Here is a 23,609-nt window from a genome sequence, read left to right as displayed (position 1 = left end):
GCGAACCGTAGTCGAAGCCTACCCGAACACTTCCCGAACACATCCAGACTCTTTCCCGAAGCCGTATCGAAGAAACGTAGGAAAAAACTCGAAAACGACCCGAATCCGGATAAATTTTTTAATTAACTCCCAGAAACGTGACAATTTTTCGCATTAACTCCAAAAATCGTGATTATTGCCTTCTGTTGAACAAAATATTTATGAGGGTTCTTAATTGTTATATTGTGTATGTATCTGATGTATAGTTGTGTATGGGTGGTGAAAAGTAGCAGTAAAATTACGGCTATTTTTTAGATACTTTCTGTGGATTAGTTTTACAATGAGCAATCAACAATGAGCAATCAACAATCAACAATCATCAAATCACCAATGCCTAATGTCCAATGACCATTCATCAATCATCAATGATCAAATCACTAATGACCAATGACTCTAATAAATAAATCGGGTTATAAATAAAACCTTGCGGTTCATTATAGCAGTTGGCATTCCCGCTATCCGCCATAAGCTATTGGCTATCCGCTATCCGCTATTGGCTATAAGCTACAAGCTATCCGCTACTCCCTACTCCCTACTCCCTTTTATATAATTGTCCAAACTCATACAAACTTCGGACGATAGCTTGATTCCACTTTCAATAATCTGATCCCAATTGAGTTGAGTCAGGTTGTTGATACTCTTTGGGGTGATGTTTTGAGAAAGTAAGGAATGGATCATGCCGGCATTAAAATTATCGCCTGCACCAATGGTGCTTACAGGTGTTATTTGAGGAACGGTATAGTGTTTTTGACATACCGGAGTGTGTAGGTATACCCCGTTTTTGTTGGCTGTGTATATCAGGTTATTGCAATGAGGTTGAATTGCCTTGCAGGTTTCTTCAGCAGTTGTAGTGTTGAAAATATTGAGAAAATCTTCATCGCTTCCCCTTACCATATCTGCTAACGATATGTTTTCTTCCAAATAGTGCTTGTATTCATTCAGGTTATCAGCATGTTTATTTCTGAAGTTTGGGTCGTAGATAATAATGCAGCCACATTTTTTTGCGTGTTCAACAATTCTAAATGCCTGTTTTCTGATATTGGAATCAATGGCATAAAACGAACCGAAAAGGAAGATGTCGCCAGCTTTAAAGTCCGGGAGTTCAATGGTTAGCCTTTCTGTGGGGTAGTTTTTGTAAAAATCGTACTCAGCATCATTGTTTTTGTTTAGAAATGCCATGGCCAGTGCGCTTTGCCCTTTCTTGTATCTTTGGATGAAAGATGTATCGATATTGTTTTGTTGAAGGAAGTTGATAATCGTATCCCCTACTTTATCCTGCCCCAATTCACTGATAAAAGAAACGTGATGTCCTAATCGGGCCAGCGAAACCAATGCGTTTAAAACTGATCCTCCGGCTTTGGCCGAAATGGGCTGGCCATCCTTAAAAATGATGTCAAACACGGTTTCTCCTAAACCAAAAACTCTGCGCATATAATCTAGTTGAAAGTTAAAAGTAAAAAGTTGAAAGCAAAAAGAGTAAAATATTGCTATACTTTACTCTTTTACTGAATAGCATATCAATGCTTTTATTTAACTAATTTTGAGATTGCTTTAAAGGCATCGCTGCCAGCGTAGCGGCAAAGCTCAAAAAGGATTGATTCGTAGCTGGTAACAGTTATGCCTTCTTGAAGCATACGGTTGATGGCTATTCTTTTATTTTCAGGATTTCTTGAACCAACACAATCTTCTATGATTACCGGTTGGTGGCCTTTTGCTTTTAGGTCTATGGCTGTTTGCATCAAACAGATATGGGCTTCAATACCAAAAAGGATGACAAATTTCCTGAAGGTTCCCTCTTCAAGTTTGTGTGCAAATGGGGCATCATCACAGCAACTAAATGCGGTTTTTTCAAAAGCCGGGCAGTCGGCAACTTTCTCCTTAATACCTTCAATGGTGTCGCCCAATCCTTTTTTGTATTGCTCCGTCACTACCATAGGGATTTCAAGGGTTTTTAAGCCTTCGACTAAAATTTCCGTGTTTTTTTTGAGTTGCTCATGCTCATGGATATGAGGAAAAAGCCTTTCCTGAATGTCAACGCAAACCGCTACGGTTTCTTCTTTTAATATTCTCATTTATATAAAGTTTTATAATTAACAGATCGTTAGATTTTAGATAAGAGATAAGAGACTTATTTGCAAGATGCTTAAAATCAGATTTTTACCTAACTTAAGTTGATTTTATTAAATATTTCATAATCTTACACTTATACAAAACTAACGAACTATTGATAATATTAATTAATCTTATTAAGAAATGTTCAGGGCAATCAAATATCTCTCACCTCTTATTTTCCGCCTCTCATTAAACCACCTCCACTTCACAAGCGGCATATCTTGAAGTCAGCTTTATGATATACTTATCCATTAATGGTTTAAAGGTGTCTAAAGCTATTTCTCCCCGGTTATTGTCTTCCGAAATATGCGACAAGTATATGGTTTTGAGCATGTCTCCGGCATGTTCTTCAATAAGGTTTTTAGCCTGGTCGTTTGATAGATGTCCAATGTCGCTGGCTACTCTTTTTTTAAGATAATAAGGGTAGTTGCCCTGTTCCAGCATGTCGACATCATAATTTGATTCCAGGAAGAGGAGATGGCACTTGTTCAAATGGTGGGTAACATTATCACAAGGAGTCCCTATATCAGTAAAAACGCCGATATTTTTACCTTCATGTTCTATCCTGAAGCTGCAAGGTTCAATGGCATCGTGTTGTTTTTTAAACGAGTGTACCCTAAAATTACCGATTGAAATAACATCCCCGGCTTCAAAGTTTACAACGTTTGCCGGACGCATGGTCTGGTAACTTTTAAGGTGGGTTTGTGTGGTTAAATATATCGGAATCTGCAATTTTTTACTCAGTACTTTGGCTCCCCTGTAATGATCAGAGTGTTCGTGTGTGATAAAAACCGCCTTTATTTTTAGTGGATTTAACCCCTTTTCATTCATCCGTTCCACTATCTGGCGCCTGCTGATACCGGCATCTATTAAAATTGCCTCAGACTCATTTCCAATATAATAGCAGTTTCCATTGCTTCCTGATGCTAGTGCACAAACTTCGGTCATTAATATTTTAGTATAAAGTTAAAAGTATAAAGTATCATTAGTTCGTTAAATTTTTATAATGTACTGATTCTAAATATATTGAATAATTTATGGCAAAATTATTATCTTATTGATTTTAAGCGAATTGTAAATCAGTCTAATGTCTATTATCTAAAATCTAACGATCTATTGAAGTATCTCTTGTTGGTTTAATGATTAAATAAAATAGGTTGTTAGTTCACTTGCTTTGGCATGTTCTTTTAAAAGTGCAGCTGTCTCGGCAAGAGCTCCTTCTAATTCGTCTTTTCCTTCAAAACCGATAAAAATAAACAATATGTTTTCGGTTTTTTCGGTAATCATGGTTCGGGTTGAATCGCTTGTAGGGGTTCCAAAAGCGCCATCGGTATCCCTGAAAACAGGTAGTTGTTCAATATTCACAGTACCCCGGCCTATGCCTTCATAGGGCTCGTTTGTATCACCAATTCCCATAGATACTTCACCCTTAATCAAATCGGCATCATATCCGCAGATGGAATAACCGGTTTTTATAGAAATATAGTTTAATACGTCAACCGTATTTGATATCTGGTATAACTCTTTGCCATTGGCAATTCTTCTCATTAACGATTCTGCTGCAGGACGGTATCTGTTGGGGTCTTTGCCCAATGCACGATAGGCATCCTTGGTTGCTTTAACCGTTCCCATCTGTCGGATAGTTTCCGGGGTTAAAGAAACTTTAATGTGGTCAAGTTGCTTTTCTATCCAATTGATTAATTCCTCAGAACTTGGTGCAATGCTTACCTTAGCTTCAAGACATCCCAGTGTTAAGGAAGGAAGTTTTTCTGTTAATTCAGGTTTTATCGTTATTGGAAACATATTTCATTTTTTTAAACAATGCAAAGGTAATAAAAATGGAGTGGCTTGTTTTGGTAACATTGTCTTGATGTAAAAAGTCGTTGTTTTGTGTTTTTTTCTTTTTCTTTGTCCTTTCTAAAATAAAAGGTGAGATGTGGGTATGTGTCTGTCATCTCAAATTTCTTGTAAAAAGTCTTTATAAATAATGAATAGTTCTGTAATACCTTCTGAATTAAAATGTGTGATATTTGATATGGATGGGGTTTTGTATGATTCCATGAAAAATCATGAGGCGACATGGGTTGAAAGTTTTAAAAATGAGGGTATTGAATTTCCTGCCTATGATGCTTACCTGCACGAAGGCCGGCCCGGACATGAAACCATTGGGGCTGTGTTTCAGCAGTTTTTGAACAAAGAAGCCACGCCGGAAGATAAGGAACGGGTTTATAATGAAAAAGTACGGTTGATGAGCCTGGCTCCGGAGGCTGAGATGATGCCCATGATGCTTGAATTGATTGAAATGTTGCGCAAAATGGGGATTGAAACAAGGGTGGTTACAGGTTCAAAGCAGCCTACTTTACTGGATCGGTTAAATAAAGATTTTGGTTTTGAGCCGGATAAGGTTATTAGTGCCAAGGATGTAAAACAAGGGAAGCCTCATCCGGAACCATACCTAAAAGCTGTTGAGCGTTCCGGCTTTGAAGCAGGTGAGTGCCTGGTGGTTGAAAATGCCCCTTTGGGAGTTGAATCAGCTAAAGCAGCAGGTATTCCTACTATAGCGGTAAATACTGGTATTTTAAAGGCAGAGGTTTTAGCTGATGCCGGTGCAGATATTGTTTTTCCTGATACGAAATCGCTTTTCCCGTATGTAAGCAAATATTTTGAAGGCAGAAATACTCAATAACCAAAAGCCAAAAACTATTTATGAATATATCGTGGCAACAACATTTCTATGCCCGCCAAAATTCCTGAACTCACAAAAGTAAATTCCCTGCCAGGTGCCTAAATTTAGCCGGCCATTGGTAATGGGGATTGTTAGCGATGGGTTCATCAGGCTCGATTTCATATGAGCAGGCATGTCATCATCACCTTCCAGTGTATGTGTGTATTCTGGCTGGTTTTCAGGAACCATGTTGTTTAGGATGGTTTCAAAGTCAACACGTACAGAAGGATCCGCATTTTCATTGATGGTTAATGCTGCTGAAGTATGTTGTATGAATAAGTTTAGCAGTCCTGTATCAGGAAGATCGAGTTGGGATTCAATAATATTTGTGATTAAATGAAAGCCTCTTCTGAATTCAGGAAGTTTTATTGTTTTTTGCTTAATCATATGCCAATGTTAGAAAATTTCGCCCTAAGATAAAGAAATCACGTAATTATTGAAATAGATTAAAATGCTTCATGGCAAATTCCATGGCATAGTCCTCAATATCATTGCATATCTCCCTGTATGATCTTAGTTTTTCCATGTCAGTGCCCTCAGCCAGGCCCGGGTTCTCAAAGGGGTGGGAGATGATTTCAGCAGGCTCGTGGTTCAGTATGATATCGTCAGTTTTAGTATGGTCAACAATGATTAAATAATCGAAAAACACATGGTTATACTCCGAAATGTTTTTAGATGTGTATTTATTGATGTCAATTACTGATTCCATCATGGCTTTTTGTGCCAGCATGTTAATAGGTTCAACATGATTTCCGGCACTCATCACTTCGGCTTTGTCTTTTAAATAATACGAAAGCCACCCTTGTAGCATTTGCGATCGGGCTGAGTTTTTGTTGCTGAATACTAATATTTTTTTCATCTCATTATAATTTTTATTTTCAAAGGCATTCAATGCCTGTCCGTTTGTACAGACGGGGAACTCGCCTATAATGTCTTCCCTGTGAGTGAAATTTTTTTCATGGCTCGTTTCATGTCTTATGCTTTTCTATTCCTTGTTTTTATTTATACAATAGTTCGTTAATTTTTTATAAGTGTAAGATTATGAGATATTTAATAAAATCAACTTAAGTTAGGTAAGGATTTGATTTTAAGCATCTTGCAAATAAGCCTCTTATCTCTTATCTAAAATCTAACGATCTGTTATTTATATGCACCAGGCTTTTTCTTTTAATTTACAATGTACCCGGTTAGTGTTCCATCAAAAAAGTTACGAATAATTTTGCTAACCAGCCTACTCATTGCTTCACGAGTTTCCAAGGTTGCCGTTCCCGTGTGCGGTGTTAACACGACCTGATCCATCTCTAAAAGCTCCTGGGGAATGTGTGGCTCATTCTCGTATACATCCAGTCCTGCACCGGCAATAAGCTTATTCTGAATTGCTTTAATCAGAGCGTTTTGGTTTACCACAGGGCCTCTGGCTGTGTTTATTAAAATGGCTGAATCTTTCATTTTTTCAAAAGCTTCAGCTCCGATTAAGTGTTTAGTTTCGGGTGTTAGCGGGCAATTGAGCGAAACAATGTCAGATTCTCTTAATAAGGTTTCCATATTGACTTTTGTTGCCATGTATTTACTCTCTGTTTCTGCGGAGAGCTGCTTTCTGTTGTGGTAAACTATTTTCATTCCAAAGGCCAGGGCTCTGCGTGCTAATGCCTGTCCAATGGCTCCCATGCCAATTATTCCGAGCGTTTTCCCGGAGAGGGTTGTGCTTAGGTTCTTCATTACCCCGGTAACAACACCTCCTGGTTTTCGGAGTTGGTTGTTTAAATAGCCAATTTGCCGGCTGACTGCCACCATGAGTCCCATGGCTAATTCGGCAGTGGGTTCGGTAACCGGATCGGGAGTATTGGTAACGGTAATGCCTTTTTTTGTAACATATGGAATATCAATATTATCGTAACCCACCCCAAAGTTTGCAATTAGCTTTAAATTTGGTGCCTGGTCTATGATGTCGTTGCTTAGTTTATGTCCAAATACAGAAACAATAGCAACCGTATCTTTCAGGTGCATTGAAAGTTCCTCTTTTGAAAGAGATTCTTCTTCAGGGAAAATAACTTCAAAACTTTTGTCTAATTCATCAAATCCACATGGTGGAATTTTGTATGTAACTAATATTTTTTTCTTCATATTTATTTAGATTAGTATCAAGTAACAAGTAACAAGTAACAAGTATCAAGTAACAAGTAACAAGTAATAAGTATCAAGTAATAAAAGCATAAAACTATCGTTTTTTTAAAGAATGAACAATTGGTTTTTATTAATCAAGAGGGTTAATTACTTTTGTTTGCTTAAAATACATTAGGGCAAATTATGCATAAGCTATTCTATATCATCACCATAATTTCACTGATCCCGGTTTCTCTTTTTTCTCAGAATAAAGTAGAAATAAGAGGGATTGTACTTTCTGAAGAAAACCAGGCCATAGAGCTGGTTAATGTTTCGGTAAAGGATGAGCCGGGAGGGGCCATTACAGATAAAGAAGGAGCCTTTGTGCTTAAAGTGAACATGGCAGGGTATGCGACTCTTATCTTTAGCAGAATCGGGTTTGAAACTAAGGAACTGAAAGTTGCCGCCTTAGATGTTTCCAAAAGTATAACGGTTGTACTGATTAAGAAGCAAGAGTCGATAGCCGAGGTGGAGGTAGCGGCAAAAGAGCAGGCAAATCAAAATTTTACAAAGATAGATTCCCGGTTGTCGGCAAACCTGCCGGATGCCAGTGGGGGAAGTATAGAGGCTTTGGTAAAAACACAAATGGGGGTTTCTTCTAATAATGAACTGAGTTCGCAATACCGGGTGAGAGGGGGGAATTTTGATGAGAACCTGGTTTATGTGAACGATATTGAAGTGTATCGCCCATTTTTGGTCAGGGCCGGACAGCAAGAAGGGTTGAGTTTTATCAATCCGGAACTGGTTTCGGATATCCGGTTTTCTGCAGGTGGTTTTGATGCCAGGTATGGCGATAAGATGTCCTCCGTATTGGATATTAAATATAAAAAGCCAACCGGGTTTGGCGGAAGTGCCTCCGGAAGCTTGCTTGGCGCTAATGCACATTTGGAAGGGACTGCTGCAAACGGTAAGTTTTCGCATATTACCGGAGTAAGGTATAAAACCAATAAATATTTGCTTGGAACCATGGATGTTTCGGGAGATTATCAGCCTAACTTCCTGGATATTCAATCTTATATGACTTACCGGTTTAATAACAAATGGAGGTTGGGTTTTTTGGGTAATGTATCCCGTAATAGATATGATTTTGAGCCGGTAGACCGGGAAACAACATTTGGTACCATTAGTGAGGTGCAAACTTTGCGTGTTTATTTTGAGGGACAGGAAGAGGATTTGTTTATGACTGGTTTTGGGGCTGTGTCATTGGATTTTTCACCCAATAACAATAATAATTATAAGCTGGTGGCTTCCGGATATAGAACATCGGAGGATGAAACATACGATATACTTGGGCAGTACTGGCTTCAGGAATTAGGTGCAGAAGGAGAAGGCGGTGAGGTGGTTTTTGAAAAAGGAACCGGTATAGGAGTGGGCAGTTACCTGGAACATGCACGCAATTACTTATATGGGGCTATTTCTAATTTGGCATTACGGGGTGCGCATAGAATAGGCAATAATAATCTGGAGTGGGAAGTTAAATACCAATATGAACGGTTTTCTGATATTATAAACGAATGGGAATTAAGGGATTCTGCAGATTACAACATTCCTTTGAATAATGAAAGGCTTGAATTGTCGTATGCATATAACGATGAAAATGAGATAGAATCAAACAGGTATACTTTTTTTGTTCAGGAAAACAGGTTGTTTGAGCTTTCGAATGGTAGTTTAAACCTGGCACTTGGTTTACGTGGGAATTATTGGGATTTTAACGAGGAGTTTCTGCTAAGTCCCAGGGCAAGCGTAATATATACTCCAGATTGGGAACGTGATTTTAATTTTAAGCTTGCCGGCGGTATTTATTATCAGAGTCCGTTTTATAAGGAATATAGGATTCCCGGAGGAGGGATCAATTATGATATTAAAGCACAAAAGTCTGTTCATTTAGTTGCTGGTTTCGACCATTATTTTCAGGCATGGCAGCGCCCTTTTAAGTTTTCTACCGAATTGTATTATAAAAAGATGGATCATTTAAATCCATACCAAATAGATAATGTAAGGATTCGTTATTCGGCAAAGAATAATGCAGAGGGCTATGCAGCCGGGTTGGATATGAAAGTGAATGGGGAGTTTGTTAAAGGAGTGGAGTCATGGGCTAGTTTATCCATAATGCAAACGGAGGAAGATTTAAAAGATGATGCCTTTGTAGCCGGAAGTGGACAAACAGGCGCTCCGGGATATATTCCACGCCCTTCAGATCAGCGAATAAACTTTAGTTTGATGTTTCAGGATTATTTAAGGAATAACCCATCCTTTAAAGTGAATCTTAATTTGATGTTTGGCAGCGGATTGCCTTTTGGTCCGCCAAATTCGGAGCGATACCAGGCCGTGAACAGGATGCCTGCCTACCGTAGGGTAGATGTCGGTTTCGCCAAGGAGTTGACCGGTTCGCAATTGCATCCGGAAAGGAAGACAGGTGCATTTAAAAATGTATGGCTTGGGGTAGAGATTTTTAACCTTTTTGACATCAATAATACGATATCTTATTTTTGGGTAACAGATGTAAACAACCGCGAATATGCTGTTCCAAATTACTTAACTTCACGAAGGCTGAATGTGAAGCTGGTTACCCGTTTTTAGTATTTATAAAACAACAAAAGCCGGCATTGAACAACTGCCGGCTTTGTGATTAAACTTTTGTTATTTTACTTCCGGGACTCCAGTTGTAGTTCTTACAACTTTTTTAATTTTTCCATTTTCATCATATTCCAACTTATCAATACAAACGCTTCTTCTGAAGGGTCCTCCATCTGGTAAGCCGGCATTGTGATATATAAAATAATCGTTGCCTTTAAAATTTATAATAGCCTGATGATTAGTGGGGGAATTTGGTAAAGTATCATTGATTACTCCCTGGTATTCCCAAGGGCCTGAAATACTTTTACTTGTAGAATATTCTGTTGTTGAAGGGTAATGGGCTGCATACGATAAATAATACGTGTCATTGCGTTTGTGAATCCAGGGTGCTTCAAAAAAGTTTTTAGCATGAACGGTTTCCACCGGTCCGTCAACCTCTGTCATGTTGTCTTTTAATTTAACGATACGCGCCTCGTTCCATGACCCCCACAGCATATAAACCTGCTTGTCATCATCTACGTATACTGTAGGGTCTATATTTAGTACAATTGAATTTTTAGTTGTGTCAGCAATAATAGGTTTTCCTGAAGCATCTTTGTATGGTCCCAGTGGATGGTTGGCAACAGCTACTCCAATTGCAAACCCTTCATTAACCCTGGCTGTTGAGTCGTTATGTACCATAGGGACATACCACCAAAACTTACCATGGTTTTCAACACAGTGTCCGGCAAAAGCATTTGCTGCTGCCCATTCAAAATCTTCCACCTGAAGCTTTACACCGTGGTTTGTCCAGTTGACCATATCCGGGGTTGAAAAGATATACCATTTTTTCATTAAAAATCCATCCTTGCCTAACTCCTGTTCATCACTACCAGTAAAAAGGTATAACGTATCATTATGCACCAAAACGCTGGGGTCTGCTGTTAACGGAGATTTAAATAAAGGATTTCCACTGTGCTTTACATCATTTTTAGCACAGGCCGAAAATAATACCATAGCAATTAAAATCGCCAATGAATATTTTAGTTTTTTCATAGTTAAATTCATATTCGTTATTATAATTTTAAGAAAAGCTGAATGTTTAAAATGTACATAATTTATGGTGCCTGATGGCTACATAAACCAATTTCACAGCTAAAATTACAAAAATCACAAACACTATTAAACTGTACTAATTAATAATAATGAATAGTCCACCATGTATGGATATTTGTCTTCTTTATAATTTTTATTAACGCGGTAATTGAGTTGATGCCTTGTTTTGGATGCCCTTGTGCCGATTTGTTTGTTCTGATATTTATCACTCCTTTAAGGTTGTGCATTTACTATCTTAGCCATCAAAATAATAACAGTTTAAAATTAACTTTCATATGACTCAAAACGAATATATAGAAAGAGAAGAAAAGTTTGGAGCCCATAATTACCATCCGCTTCCTGTGGTGCTAGACAAGGGAGAAGGTATTTTTGTTTGGGATGTGGAAGGAAAGAAGTATTTTGATTTCCTGTCGGCTTATTCTGCAATGAACCAGGGGCATTGCCATCCTAAAATCATAAAGGCACTTACCGATCAGGCCTCAAAGCTTACTTTAACTTCCCGTGCATTTTATAGCAGTGTTTTGGGAGAGTTTGAGGAATATATTACCAATTATTTTGGTTATGATAAAGTGTTGCCAATGAATACAGGGGCTGAAGCTGATGAAACAGCCATCAAGCTTTGTAGAAAATGGGCATACAACAAAAAAGGGATTGAAGAAAACCAGGCAAAGATTGTTGTTTGTGAAGGCAATTTCCATGGAAGGACGGTAACAATCATTTCTATGTCAACAGATCCGGATTCCTATAAAGGATTTGGTCCTTATACGCCGGGTTTTGTAACCGTCCCCTATAATGATCTGGAGGCATTGGAGAAAGAATTGCAAGACCCTAATGTAGCAGGATTCCTTGTAGAACCAATTCAGGGGGAAGCAGGGGTTTATGTACCAGAAGACGGATACTTGAAAAAAGCCTACGAGTTATGTAAGAAAAACAATGTGCTGTTTATGGCCGATGAGGTTCAGACAGGTATTGCCCGTACCGGTAAGATGTTGGCTTGCGATCATGAAGGCGTGCGGCCGGATGTACTTATCTTAGGTAAGGCAGTCTCCGGTGGCGTATTTCCTGTTTCGGCAGTGTTGGCTGATGATGATGTAATGCTATGTATCAAACCGGGAGAGCATGGTTCAACTTATGGAGGAAATCCATTAGGTTGTAAAGTGGCCATTGCGGCCCTGGATGTAATTAAAGATGAAAAATTAGCAGAAAACTCTGAGCGCCTGGGTAAAATCTTTAGATCAGAATTGGAGAAGGTTGATTCTGATATGATTGAATTGGTAAGGGGAAAAGGCCTGTTAAATGCTGTGGTAATAAAACCAAAGAATGGTAAAACAGCATGGGATGTATGTGTAGCCATGAAAGAAAACGGTTTAATAGCAAAACCAACCCACGGACATATTATACGATTTGCTCCGCCATTGATCATAACAGAAGCGCAACTAAAAGAAGCTATTGAAATCATAAAAAATACCTTGAAGCAATTTGAATAAAGATTGTTGTTAATGTACTATGTAAAAAGCATTGTTCTTGATATTAAGAGCAATGCTTTTTTGTGCAGACAGGAATATTTCGGAGATGCAATGGAAAAATTTTCAAGGTTGACTTTGGATGCTTACCCTGTTTTTTTCTATATTTAGTAACCATTACTTGTTTTTAATATTCTGCCATTTTTAAAGGATATTAAAAGTAGGGCACTAAACAATCTCACCATGGAAAAAGAATTACAACTATTGCATTCGCGTTTGCGCAAATTAGAAGAAAAGAGCTTTGATTTAAATAGTTGGAAGCAAGGGACTATTGCTGTTCTGGATTCAATTTTAGGACCGGAAAACTTAAAGCGAAAACTTATTGAGGATATCGATTTTCAGATGAGCAGTTGGTCATTGCGCGATTCTACGGGGGATGTGGATTCCGTAAAGAAAACCTGTGCAGATGTGTTGGAAACCATCATTATGGAGATTGAGACTTTTGGACTGGCAGAAATTGTAATCCCGGATAAGTCTGATTCTAAAAATGATGGAATGCAGTTGGTTGAGCAAGCATTGAGAAAAGAATTGAGCCAGTCGCAACTATCCGACCTGCTGGATCTGTTAAAGCAAAAGGATGTTTCTTTTGTGGATGTTGTTGATAAGTTGAAACGGTTTGGTTATGAAGTGGCACCAAAAATACTGGCAAGTATTATTTTGGATCCAAAGTTTGCAAAGGGGCTGATGAAATAATTATTGCCCCATCTTATCCAATAGGTTAAACATGACATTTTTATTGCTCTCAAAAAGGGATTTTTCGGATAAAATAGCTTCTTCCGATTGAATTTTTGTGCCGCCTATCTCAAGTTCTTCTTTACAATGAGTAACCATTTGTTGGATGGTTTCTTCAGTTTGCTCCATATGAAACTGGAGACCAATGGCATTTTTGTATTTGTAGGCCTGGTGGGGAACTTCTTTCGTTGAGGCAATTAATTCTGCATTTTTGGGCAGGTCAAAAGTATCGCCATGCCAATGGAAAACAGTGGGATTATTGTTTTTGAACGAGAGTATCTCCTTGTTTTTTATATCTATAGGATGCCAGCCAATTTCTTTTATGGGGCCGGGATAGACCTTTGCACCAAGAGCTGCAGCAATAAATTGCGAACCAAGACAAATTCCTAAAACCGGTTTGTTACATTCAATTACTTTTTTAATGTATTGAAGTTCTTCTTCCAGCCATGGATATTCCTCGGTGTCGTATACGCCCATTGGGCCGCCCATTACAATTAAATGATCAAAAGAGCTTATATCCGGTAGTTTGTCTCCTGCAAATTGTTTTGTACATGAAACGGTATGATTGTTTTTAGATATCCACTCTTTAATATTTCCAAGAGTTTCAAAATCTACATGTTGAATCCAGTGAACGTGCATGGTGTTAGTGAAAAGTTGAAAGTGAAAAGTTGAAAGTGGAAAGTGCAAAACAAAAGAATAAAGAAAACTCAAACCTTCTATCTTTATTCTTTTGTTTATAGGTCTTTTAAAAAATATTACATTTTTTCAGGAACATCGATGCCTAGTAACCACATGGCATTTTTAATAGTTTTGCCCACGTTCTTACACAACACCAAACGCATCATTCGCTTGTCTTCATCCTCTTCAAAAAGAATTGGGTAATCGTGATAGAACTGGTTGTATTCTTTTGCCAGATCATAGGCAAAGTTGGCAATAACAGCAGGAGAAAATACCCTTCCGGCTTCAGCAACAATATTAGGGAAGTTCGAAATCATCCTGATCAGGTTGTTTTCTTTTTCGCCAATTTCAACATTGGTTGGAGCTTCTGCTGCAACGCTGATCCCTTTTTCAGCAGCTTTTCTAAAGATAGACTGTATACGGGCATGGGTATATTGAATGAATGGCCCTGTGTTTCCGTTGAAATCAATTGATTCAGCAGGATTGAAAGTCATGTTTTTCTTAGGGTCCACTTTTAATATAAAGTATTTAAGCGCACCCAGGGCTATCATCTTATATACCGTTTCTGCGTCTTCTTCCGAGTAGCCATCCAGCTTTCCAAGCTCTTTCGACATTTCTCGGGCTGTATTTACCATTTCATCCACCAAATCATCGGCATCCACAACTGTTCCTTCCCTTGATTTCATCTTGCCTTCAGGTAGTTCAACCATTCCATATGAGAAGTGAACCAGGTCTTTACCCCAGTTAAATCCTAGTTTATCCAACAGGATGGAAAGAACCTGGAAATGGTAATCCTGTTCGTTTCCAACCACATATACCATCTTGTCAATATCAAAATCATCAAAACGAAGCTTGGCAGTACCTATATCCTGAGTCATGTACACCGAAGTTCCGTCTTTACGTAGCAATAGCTTTTCATCAAGACCCTCGCTGGTCATGTTACACCAAACGCTGTTGTCATCTCTGCGGTAGAACAGGTCCTTTTCCAGGCCACTCAATACCATATCACGACCAACAGTATAAGTGTCAGATTCGTAATAAATTTTATCAAAGTCAACACCAAGCTTTTTGTAGGTAACATCAAAGCCTTTATATACCCAACCGTTCATGGTTTCCCAGTCTTTATATACTTCCGGATCTTTAGCTTCCCACTTTCTCAACATTTCCCGGGCTTCAAGAATCAAAGGAGCATTGTTTTCGGCATATTTGCTTAAATCTTCGCAGGCCTTAAACTGTTTGTTCTGCTCATCATCCAAGCCTTCCTTGGTTTTCTTTTGAGCTTTTAATGCAGAATAGGTTTCTGAAAAATCTTTTATCTCATCTAATTCAGAATAGTTTTTAAGATGGTTGGCAATAAGTGTTTTGATTTCAGCCTTATATTCCTGGTCAAATTTTACATAGTAGTCGCCCACCAGCTTATCGCCTTTAATGCCGGTTGATTCAGGTGTAGCCCCATTTCCCCACTTTTTCCATGCCAGCATCGACTTGCAAATATGGATACCCCTGTCGTTAACAATATTTGTTTTTACAACCTTGTACCCATTGGCAGCCGCAATGCGCGACAGGGAATAACCCAGCAGGTTGTTTCTGATGTGTCCCAGGTGAAGTGGTTTGTTGGTGTTTGGAGACGAATATTCAATCATCATCAGCGGAGAGTCATCATTAGCTGCCTGATAGCCATATTTTTCTTCCTTTGTGATGTTGTTTACCAATTTTAACCAGTAATCAGAAGCCAGCTCAATATTTAAAAAACCTTTTACAACATTGTAGTTGGCAACATTTTCGTCAGAGGCTTTAATATATTCGCCTATATCTTTACCTGTTTCTTCAGGAGATTTTTTAGAAATTTTTAATAATGGGAAAACCACAATAGTAAAATCTCCGGTTAAATCTTTGCGTGTGATTTGTACCTGAGCCAGGTTTTCGTTTATTTCTTGCCCGTATAACTCTTTTACTGCGGCAATTACTTTGCCCTTCAATTGCAATTCCATACTCATAACTGCTGTTATTCTGCTTTATAATTAGAATGAAAGTGCAAAGATAAAAAAGTTATGCGAATGCGGATTATTCTATTAATTCAAATTCAATGTCGATATGATATTCACTGTCAATGTTTTGTCCGTGGTAGGTTGCCGGAATCCACTTCCAGTGCCTGGGAAACGACTTTGCAGCATTCATTACTTCCTTGTCCAGAAGGGGATGGAGCTTTTCTTTTAAGTAAAGTTGAATTGGTTTTCCTTCTTTGTTTACACAAACAGCCAAAGTGATTTTGCCTTTGATGTTATCTTTTTTTGCCTGGTAAGGATAACGTACATGGTTTACAATGTAGATATATGGAATTAAGGGGCTTCCGTCAAAGAATACCGGTGTTTCAAAATATTCTTCAGGTGTTTGCCTGTTGGCTATTTTTGATACTTTATTGGCGTCGTAGTTGTATTCAAATTCGAAGTGACCGTCTAATGAAAAATATATCCATTTGCCTGTTTTGATGCCATTTTTAAAAGCCCCTCTTTCAATGGGGTACTTTTTGTACTTCCTGAGATATCTTCCGTGTTTTATAGAAGTGTCATTTTTTAAGACATAATATTCTTCGTAAAAATAATTGTATTTTTTTCTAATCAATTTTACATCTTGGGCATAGTTGCTAACAAAGCAGAACAGTATAGCTAATATGGTATATATTTTTCTGTGATTCAATATGTATAGTTTGTTTGTAAAAATAGTAAAAAATGTGGGTTTAAGCTTGATATTTTCATTGGGTTGGTTTATTATAAGCTATCTGCAACAGTGAAATGAGAAACTAAATTTTTCTGGCAGCGTACAATGTGGCATAGCTTGGATATATAGAAGGTTTTACTTTGAAACAAAAGGAATATGAATTTGCGTAAGTATTTAGTCCCGGAGTTTGTAATAGGAGATAATGCTCTGGGAATGGTGGGGAGATATGCTCTGAACTTTGGAGCAAAGAAAATATTAATCGTTACAGACGACAATATTATTAAAGCAGGTTGGTATTCTGAAGTGCGCGAAGCTATAGAAGCATCAGGGATAGAGTATGTTGTTTTTAAGGATTTAACCCCAAATCCCAAGGATTACGAAGTGGAAGAAGGTGCTAGTTTATATCAACAAGAAGGTTGTGATATTATTGTAGCTGTGGGTGGCGGAAGTGTGATTGATTGTGCAAAGGGAATTGGTATTGTCAGCTCAAATAAACAAAGTGTAAACCTGTTTGAGGGTGTTGATAAGGTGCGCTACCCTATGCCCCCATTGATATGTATACCTACTACGGCGGGCTCGGCTGCCGATATATCGCAGTTTGCCATTGTATTAAACTCTGCAGAGAAAAGGAAAATAGCTATTATCAGCAAATCGGTAGTTCCCGACATTTCACTTATTGATGGAATAACTACTACCACCATGAGTAATGAACTAAGCGTGGCTTCTGGTATAGATGCTATGGTTCATGCTATTGAGGCTTATGTTTCAAATGCCAGTTCGCCGATTACTGACCTCAATGCTTTAAAGGCCATAGAATTGATTACCGCTAATTTGCCCAGGGTAGTTGCCGAACCCAACAATATTGTTTATCGGAATAATGTAATGCTAGGTAGTTTGCTGGCAGGTATGGCATTTTCAAATGCCAGTTTAGGCTTGGTTCATGCCATGGCGCATAGTATGGGAGGTTTGTTGGATCTGCCCCATGGTAATTGCAATGCTTATCTTTTAGATAATTGCATAGAATATAATTACGATAGTTGTGCCCCAAAATATCAGGACATATATAAGGTGATGGCTGGGAGTAAGCCATTAAAGGATCGGGATATAAAACAAGGATTGATAGAATATGTTAGAAATTTCAGGGAATCGTTTCATGTGGATTTGGGTTCAGGTGAAATCTGCTTAACTGATACAGATATTGAACAGCTTTCAATCAATGCCTATAATGATCCTTGCCTTGCCACTAACCCTAAAAATATTAGTAAGGAACAAATAGGAGCAATATATGAGCGGGTGTTTAGATAAGAGTGAAATCAGGAGGAAAGTGATTGGGCTGGGAGATAATTCGTACAAAAAAAGCTATTATCCCCAACTTCAAAGCCAGATTGGGGAATTAACAGAGCAAAAAATTTTACTCGAAAAAGCCAATGCCGAACTTACTTATACGCTGGATGCCTTAAAACGAACCCAGGAGTCGTTGGCTGTAAACGAAAATAAATATCATACCTTATTTGAGAATGCCGGGGATGCTATTTTGATTATTGATGCTGCATCGTTTGAACTGGTTGACTATAATATGAAAGCAATGGCATTTTTGGGATTCCAAAAGCAAGGAAGACATCGTTGTCAGGAATATTTTTTATTATATGCCGGAGTGCCAGCCCAATGGACGGAATTCAGAAGAATATGCCAAAGAGGTTTTGGAAAAAGTAATTAATGGTGAGCCTACTGTTCTGGAGTGGGAGATTCGAAAAGTTGATGGCCGTATTGCCATTTGCGATGTGTCTTTAATATCCATTGAAATAGAAGGAGAATACCAGGTTCAAACAATTATAAGGGATATTACTGATTTGCGAAAGTTGGAATATCAGCAGGCCATGTCCACCATTAGGAGTGTGGAAAATGAACGGATTCGGTTTTCAAAAGAACTGCATGATGGTATCGGGCCAATATTGTCAACCATCAAGTTATACCTGGATTGTTTAGAAGAAGAATGTGAGAGTGAACGGCACAGGTTGGTTCTTAATAAGGCTAATTTTAGTGTAGGCGAAGCTACCAAAGCCATTAAGGAAATAGCATATGATTTGAGTCCTCATATTTTGGTTAATTATGGAGTTGCAAGTGCAGTAAGAAACTTTATAGATAATATTAAGTTGACGAGTTTGCTGGAGGTTAACTTTACTTGTAATGAATGTGATCGCTTACATTCCGATATTGAAATCATGCTATATCGGGTGGTTACCGAGTTGCTAAACAATACAATTAAGCATGCCAATGCCACCAAGGTGAATATTGAAATTGAAAAGCACAACAAATCGTTAAAATTTAATTACTCTGATAATGGGATTGGTTTTAACATTGATGAAAAGGCTTTTAAAAAGGGTATGGGATTGAGCAATATTCAGCACAGAATAAGTAAGGCTGGAGGATATGTTTGGATGCAATCGGAAGTTGGACAGGGGTTTGAGTTTTATTTCTTTATACATAATTTGAATTATTTTACTGAAAATGGGGAAGGCAAAAATAGTAATAGCTGATGATCATGTGTTGTTTAGGGATGGATTAAAAACCATTATTGAGCTGAGTGATGTTGGAGATGTGGTTGGAGATGTTTCTAATGGTGCAGAAATGATTGAAATTATTTTAGGAGAAAAACCTGATTTGGTTATCATAGATATTGATATGCCGGTAATGAATGGCATTGAAGCAACGCAAAAAGCACTGGAAATTTATCCTGATTTGAATATACTGGCGCTTACTATGTTTAGTAATCAAAAATACTATTTTGATATGGTAAATGCAGGGGCAAAAGGCTTTGTGCTAAAAACGTCCGGAAAATTGGAACTAATGGATGCCATAAGTACAGTGTTAAAGGGAGGGAATTATATTTCAAGTCAGCTGATGCCCGATATAATTAAAAGTATGCATTCGTTAAATGAAAGTTTGCAATCTCCTTCGGAGCCTATGTTTAACAGTCGTGATATTGAGATTCTTAACCTGATGCTAATCGGTTTAACAGCGAAGGAAATTTCAGATAAGCTAAATCTAAGTACTAAAACAGTAGCCAATTATAAAACGAACATGCTCGAAAAAACAGGCTGTAAAAATGCCATCAGTTTAATTGTTTACGCTTTAAAAAGTAATGTAATCAGTTTGTAATTGACAAGGGTATTTTTACCCTTTTTTAATGTTTATAAATACTCTTACAAAAGAGGTTTGTGTTGCGTAGTTTTGTATTAATTAAGGTTAGGTTAATTAATCTCAGAACGGTTGGAGCGTATGAAAGTAGCAAGGTTTATAAACAGGTTTAAGATAGGGGTAAGGCTTAATGTAATTTTAAGCAGTGTAATGATAGTTTTGTTTTTGGTTCTTGGTTTGTATACCGTCAGGACTATTAAGGCAAAAGCCATTGTAGATGCCGATGCCAGGTTGCTGGAGCAAATAGAAGACCTTTCCAGTACTTTGCGAGATGAAATATTCCTTAACCAAAAAAGGGTGAACCTGGGTATGCAGTTTACAAGGGAATACCTGAATGGTTTTGGTTCTGTCAAGATAAATCAAAGGGAAGAGTTACAGATGGAAGTCACAAACCAGGCCACAAAAGAAAAAACTTCGGTGTCCCTGAATACCTGGTTTCTTAATGGGGAGCAAATCCAGGAGTCAAACTATCTGGTAGATGAAATTGGGGAAAGAACAGAGGGGACTGCAACCATCTTTCAAAGGATACCTCAAGGTTATGTCAGGGTATCAACCAATGTTAAATATAAGGATGGCAAAAGGGCTGTGGGGACTTATATTCCTAATGACTCACCTGTTGCCCAGGCTATAAGTGCAGGTAAAGAATACCATGGGCGGGCTTTTGTTGTGGATGCATGGTACTTAACAGCTTATACTCCGTTAGTTATTGATGGACAGGTTGAAGGGATAATATATTTTGGGATAAAGGAGAAGAACCTGTTGGGGTTGAAGAAAATTTTCAAGGGCAAATCGTATTTTAACCGGGGGTATCCGTACCTGGTTACTTCAAAAGGGGATGCAGTTATCCATCCCACCAAAGAAGGACAAAATATATTGGAATACTCTTTTGTAAAGGAGATGCTCTCTAACAAAGAATATGCTGCCAAGTTGGTGTATGATTGGGAAGGGGAATTGAATGTTCAGTATTCAAGCTATATTGATGAGGTTGATTCATATATTGCAGTTACTGCATATGAAGAGGATGTGATGGAGGCTGTGAATAAGATTCAGAATGCCATTATTCTTGTGGTATTCATAGGGATTTTAGTTTTTGTGTTGATTAGTTCTTTAATAAGCAGGAATATTAGTCGAAGTCTGAACAAGAGTGTGCAGTTTGCAGAGGCTCTGGCCAATGGCGACCTCGATTATTCAATAGATGTGGATCAGGAAGATGAAGTGGGTATCCTTGCCAAAGCCATGACTCAAATGTCATATAAGCTAAAGGAGGTTATTTCCAGTATCAAGGAAGGATCTTCAAATATTTCATCTGCCAGCCAGCAATTAAGTTCGGCATCCCAGCAAATATCCCAGGGGGCTTCTGAGCAGGCTTCTTCTACAGAGGAGGTTTCTTCTTCAATGGAGGAAATGGCTGCCAATATCCAGCAGAATGCTGCACATTCACAACAGGCCGAGAAAATTGCCACCAATGCTACCGGCATCGTAAAGCTTGGCTATGAGTCGGCACTTGATGCTCAGGAGGCCATGAAGGGTATTGTGGATAAAATCCAAATCATCAATGATATTGCATCCCAAACCAATATTTTGGCATTAAACGCAGCAGTTGAAGCCGCCCGTGCAGGAGAGATGGGAAGAGGTTTTGCTGTTGTGGCTGCAGAGGTGCGTAAGCTGGCTGAAAGGAGTAAAATGGCAGCAGAAGAAATTGCTGTTGTCTCGAAAAAAGGTGTTGGAGTAGCACAAAAAGCGGAAGAACAGCTAAAAGTTGTTGTCCCTGAGATAGAAAAAATTGCAGGCCTGGTTCAGGAAGTGGCCTCAGCATCATTTGAGCAAAATAGCGGTGCAGAGCAGGTTAATAATGCCATCCAGCAACTTAGCAATATAACCCAGCACAATGCTGCAGCTAGTGAAGAAATGGCTACAAGCTCCGAAGAAATGGCCAGTCAGGCAGAGCAACTGGATTACGTTGTGTCATTTTTTAAAACTAAATAGGGGAGAAGATAAAAATGCTTTTAGCCATGGCCCTTGTAAATTGGATAAGGTAAACTTTTAAAAAGAAGAGCTGCAGTTATTATTAGTTGCGGCTCTTTTTATGTTTTTGTCAGAAGGTAAGACACAATGATCCCTCAAAAATGACAAGTTCTTGTCATTTACATTGCTGTTGTTTCATAGTAATTTTAGTGCTATTAGTTAGAAATCTCTAAATCTGATTATTATGAAAACAGTTACCTTAATTTTTACTTTATTTCTTTCAATATGCGCCTATTCTCAGGTGACAAAAGAAACGAGTTACACACTGATTGGTTCAGATGATGAAGATGTATTTAGTCCTGTTTATGAGGGGATTGTTGGAAAGTCAAACTGTGTTGGGTATGTACAGACGGATATAAACAACAATTTATTCCGATTATACAATGTAAACCATAGTTTAATCAAGGAAACAACGTTGGTGCCGCCTGTGATTAATTCTTATACAGGAGAAATGTCTTCAATGTTTTATTTTAGCTCAAAATTTGTAAATGCCGATGAAAAAATAGAATTCTTTGGTTCTTGGGATACCCCGGTTTCAGGTCCTTTTTTATATTTATATGATGAAGATGGTAATGTTATACATAACTTTGGAGAGGTTGATTATGATTATTATTATGGGCTCGGTGAGGTGGAAGATTGCTTTTTTGAAACGGAAAGTGGTTATAAAATGATATTGCTAACCGAGGAATATGGAACCTATGAAGTATATTCATTTGGTCAAAGTACTACTCCATTACCTGCGTTGAAGAATGAAAAAGCAGGAAGCCCATATCCTAATCCTTCAGATTTGATAATAACTATTCCATATGAACTTATCAATAATAAGGATGCCATTATAACGATCTATGATGTAGAAGGAAAGGTGGTGGATAAACGGATTATAGATAAAGGAAGCACTATGTTGTACTTAAATGTATCAAGTTATCATCCTGGGGTTTATATTTATGAGTATAACAATACTTCAAAAAAATTTGTAGTGGAATAAAGGATCGTTAGTTCGGGCTAAAGCCCGCAAATCTCAGCAAAACTGACCAGCTCAGTGATTTTATGAAAGCCAAGTTTTTTAAAGATATTTCGTTTGTGGTTGTTGATGGTCTCGTAACTTCGGTTGAGTTTCGAGGCCACTTCTTTGGTAGAGAATCCTTTGCCAAATAGGGCTATTGTTTTCCGTTCTGTTTTTGTAAGTTTAGATAGTTTAACCTGGTTTGTAAGGCGGGATATCTCTTTTAAGTATATATTCATTTCTCGGTTATTAAATGCCAGGCGATCATCAATATCTATGGCAACACAAAGGAATTGATAACCAACAGATGTTTTTTTAAATACTTTGCCTATCATATAAATCCATTTGTAACTATTTGATGCAGTTTTAATCCTGAAAACAATAGACCCGAAGGGTATATGTGGGTTTTCAATTAAATATCTAATGTTATTTTTTATGCTGTAGATGTCGTCAGGATGGTAAAAATGCCCGTTTGAACCGGCATAGCCATACTTTTGCCGTTCTTTCAGGTTGAAACCAATAATTTTCTCAAAAGTTTTGTTAACCCATAAGGGAAGTGTATTCAGATTCTCGTCTATTTGAGTGACGTGGACCGAAGCAGGCATGCTGTTCAGAATTTCTTCATAGAAAGAAATTTTAGCTTCAAGACTTACATCATCTAAAGTATTTATCTCATTATAAAGCAGGGATTGATTGTTCATTGTTGCCGGTTTTTTGATGTTACCTTAATTTAAGCTAAAAAAGAGACAAAGTAAAGCAATACAGTGATCCTCAGTTTTAATTCCCTACAATCGTGCACCCAATGTCATTAAGTTAAGGATATGTAAAAGAATATACAAGCTGTAAATCAAAGCGGGTAGGCCAGAGCAAGAGTCCGGGCCGGGGATGGCGAGAGGTCTTCAAAGGGGCACTTGAGGCGGTTGTGCGTCGGCCGGAATTGAAGGCCGGTGTGGGATGAAGGAATCTCTTGCTCTAGAGCTTTTTGCTTCCTTTTTGGGGCAATGCCAAAAAGGGAGTTGGG

The 23,609-nt window shown here is 38.1% G+C and carries 22 protein-coding genes; 10 read left to right on the top strand and 12 right to left on the bottom strand.

The window, feature by feature from the left end; all coding sequences use genetic code 11:
• Positions 1–564 precede the first annotated feature (564 nt).
• From OM074_RS19465 to OM074_RS19450, 4 genes are all read right to left on the bottom strand, one after another.
• The gene (locus OM074_RS19465; protein WP_301202291.1) at positions 565–1,470 is read right to left on the bottom strand and encodes a carbohydrate kinase family protein; all 906 of its coding nucleotides are present in this window, start codon (positions 1,468–1,470) and stop codon (positions 565–567) included.
• A gap of 95 nt (positions 1,471–1,565) precedes the next feature.
• A complete protein-coding gene (locus OM074_RS19460; RefSeq protein WP_301202290.1) occupies positions 1,566–2,111 on the bottom strand; it encodes a hydrolase in 546 nt (181 codons plus the stop codon).
• A gap of 229 nt (positions 2,112–2,340) precedes the next feature.
• Positions 2,341–3,099: an MBL fold metallo-hydrolase gene (locus tag OM074_RS19455; protein WP_301202289.1), complete on the bottom strand. Its 759-nt coding sequence runs from the start codon at positions 3,097–3,099 to the stop codon at positions 2,341–2,343.
• A gap of 195 nt (positions 3,100–3,294) precedes the next feature.
• Positions 3,295–3,954 carry a B3/B4 domain-containing protein gene (locus OM074_RS19450; RefSeq protein WP_301202288.1) on the bottom strand — a complete coding sequence of 220 codons (660 nt, stop codon included), beginning with the start codon at positions 3,952–3,954 and terminating at the stop codon, positions 3,295–3,297.
• A gap of 184 nt (positions 3,955–4,138) precedes the next feature.
• Here OM074_RS19450 and OM074_RS19445 point away from each other — a divergent pair, with 184 nt between their 5' ends.
• A complete protein-coding gene (locus OM074_RS19445; protein WP_301202287.1) occupies positions 4,139–4,837 on the top strand; it encodes an inorganic diphosphatase in 699 nt (232 codons plus the stop codon).
• An 18-nt stretch (positions 4,838–4,855) separates the two neighbouring features.
• Here OM074_RS19445 and OM074_RS19440 read toward each other — a convergent pair whose 3' ends face one another.
• The 3 genes from OM074_RS19440 to OM074_RS19430 all read right to left on the bottom strand — a co-directional run bounded on the left by OM074_RS19440 (position 4,856) and on the right by OM074_RS19430 (position 7,000).
• The gene (locus OM074_RS19440) at positions 4,856–5,263 is read right to left on the bottom strand and encodes a secondary thiamine-phosphate synthase enzyme YjbQ (RefSeq protein ID WP_301202286.1); all 408 of its coding nucleotides are present in this window, start codon (positions 5,261–5,263) and stop codon (positions 4,856–4,858) included.
• 46 nt (positions 5,264–5,309) lie between these two features.
• A complete protein-coding gene (locus OM074_RS19435; RefSeq protein WP_301202285.1) occupies positions 5,310–5,735 on the bottom strand; it encodes an arsenate reductase/protein-tyrosine-phosphatase family protein in 426 nt (141 codons plus the stop codon).
• A 308-nt stretch (positions 5,736–6,043) separates the two neighbouring features.
• Positions 6,044–7,000, bottom strand: a complete 957-nt coding sequence (locus OM074_RS19430; RefSeq protein WP_301202284.1) for an NAD(P)-dependent oxidoreductase — start codon at positions 6,998–7,000, stop codon at positions 6,044–6,046.
• Positions 7,001–7,183: 183 nt separating this feature from the next.
• On the opposite strand from OM074_RS19430, the gene OM074_RS19425 reads away from it, so the two are divergent.
• The gene (locus OM074_RS19425; protein WP_301202283.1) at positions 7,184–9,619 is read left to right on the top strand and encodes a TonB-dependent receptor; all 2,436 of its coding nucleotides are present in this window, start codon (positions 7,184–7,186) and stop codon (positions 9,617–9,619) included.
• A 60-nt stretch (positions 9,620–9,679) separates the two neighbouring features.
• Here the strand turns inward: OM074_RS19425 and OM074_RS19420 are convergent, their stop codons facing one another.
• Complete coding sequence (locus tag OM074_RS19420; protein WP_301202282.1) at positions 9,680–10,651, bottom strand: glycoside hydrolase family 43 protein; 972 nt, start codon at positions 10,649–10,651, stop codon at positions 9,680–9,682.
• Positions 10,652–10,986: 335 nt separating this feature from the next.
• Here OM074_RS19420 and rocD point away from each other — a divergent pair, with 335 nt between their 5' ends.
• Positions 10,987–12,198 (top strand): ornithine--oxo-acid transaminase, encoded by a 1,212-nt coding sequence (gene rocD, locus OM074_RS19415; protein ID WP_301202280.1) that lies wholly within the window; start codon positions 10,987–10,989, stop codon positions 12,196–12,198.
• A 219-nt stretch (positions 12,199–12,417) separates the two neighbouring features.
• Entirely contained in the window at positions 12,418–12,927 is a 510-nt protein-coding gene (locus OM074_RS19410; RefSeq protein ID WP_301202279.1) for a hypothetical protein, read from the top strand.
• On the opposite strand, the gene OM074_RS19405 is transcribed toward OM074_RS19410, so the two are convergent.
• The 3 genes from OM074_RS19405 to OM074_RS19395 form a co-directional block, all read right to left on the bottom strand.
• Positions 12,928–13,605: a type 1 glutamine amidotransferase gene (locus OM074_RS19405; RefSeq protein WP_301202277.1), complete on the bottom strand. Its 678-nt coding sequence runs from the start codon at positions 13,603–13,605 to the stop codon at positions 12,928–12,930.
• Positions 13,606–13,721: 116 nt separating this feature from the next.
• Positions 13,722–15,641: an arginine--tRNA ligase gene (gene argS / locus OM074_RS19400; RefSeq protein ID WP_301202276.1), complete on the bottom strand. Its 1,920-nt coding sequence runs from the start codon at positions 15,639–15,641 to the stop codon at positions 13,722–13,724.
• Between the two features lie 67 nt (positions 15,642–15,708).
• Complete coding sequence (locus tag OM074_RS19395; RefSeq protein ID WP_301202275.1) at positions 15,709–16,266, bottom strand: energy transducer TonB; 558 nt, start codon at positions 16,264–16,266, stop codon at positions 15,709–15,711.
• Positions 16,267–16,518: 252 nt separating this feature from the next.
• Here OM074_RS19395 and ercA point away from each other — a divergent pair, with 252 nt between their 5' ends.
• From ercA to OM074_RS19365, 6 genes are all read left to right on the top strand, one after another.
• Positions 16,519–17,667 carry an alcohol dehydrogenase-like regulatory protein ErcA gene (gene ercA / locus OM074_RS19390; RefSeq protein WP_301202274.1) on the top strand — a complete coding sequence of 383 codons (1,149 nt, stop codon included), beginning with the start codon at positions 16,519–16,521 and terminating at the stop codon, positions 17,665–17,667.
• Positions 17,648–18,079: a hypothetical protein gene (locus tag OM074_RS19385; protein WP_301202272.1), complete on the top strand. Its 432-nt coding sequence runs from the start codon at positions 17,648–17,650 to the stop codon at positions 18,077–18,079. The genes ercA and OM074_RS19385 overlap by 20 nt, the downstream gene beginning before the upstream one ends.
• A complete protein-coding gene (locus OM074_RS19380) occupies positions 18,009–18,899 on the top strand; it encodes a PAS domain-containing sensor histidine kinase (protein ID WP_301202270.1) in 891 nt (296 codons plus the stop codon). The genes OM074_RS19385 and OM074_RS19380 overlap by 71 nt, the downstream gene beginning before the upstream one ends.
• Entirely contained in the window at positions 18,871–19,521 is a 651-nt protein-coding gene (locus OM074_RS19375; RefSeq protein ID WP_301202269.1) for a response regulator transcription factor, read from the top strand. Before OM074_RS19380 ends, OM074_RS19375 begins: the two co-directional genes overlap by 29 nt.
• 120 nt (positions 19,522–19,641) lie before the next feature.
• Positions 19,642–21,546: a methyl-accepting chemotaxis protein gene (locus OM074_RS19370; protein WP_301202268.1), complete on the top strand. Its 1,905-nt coding sequence runs from the start codon at positions 19,642–19,644 to the stop codon at positions 21,544–21,546.
• Positions 21,547–21,769: 223 nt separating this feature from the next.
• Positions 21,770–22,570 carry a T9SS type A sorting domain-containing protein gene (locus tag OM074_RS19365; protein WP_301202267.1) on the top strand — a complete coding sequence of 267 codons (801 nt, stop codon included), beginning with the start codon at positions 21,770–21,772 and terminating at the stop codon, positions 22,568–22,570.
• Positions 22,571–22,587: 17 nt separating this feature from the next.
• Here OM074_RS19365 and OM074_RS19360 read toward each other — a convergent pair whose 3' ends face one another.
• Entirely contained in the window at positions 22,588–23,289 is a 702-nt protein-coding gene (locus OM074_RS19360; RefSeq protein ID WP_301202266.1) for a LuxR C-terminal-related transcriptional regulator, read from the bottom strand.
• Positions 23,290–23,609: the final 320 nt, after the last annotated feature.

The sequence above is a fragment of the Plebeiibacterium marinum genome, from assembly GCF_026013615.1.
Classification (GTDB): Bacteria; Bacteroidota; Bacteroidia; order Bacteroidales; family Marinilabiliaceae; genus Saccharicrinis; species Saccharicrinis marinus_A.
The sequence above is the reverse complement of the archived record's forward strand: the minus strand, read 5'-3'. Positions and strand labels throughout refer to the sequence as shown.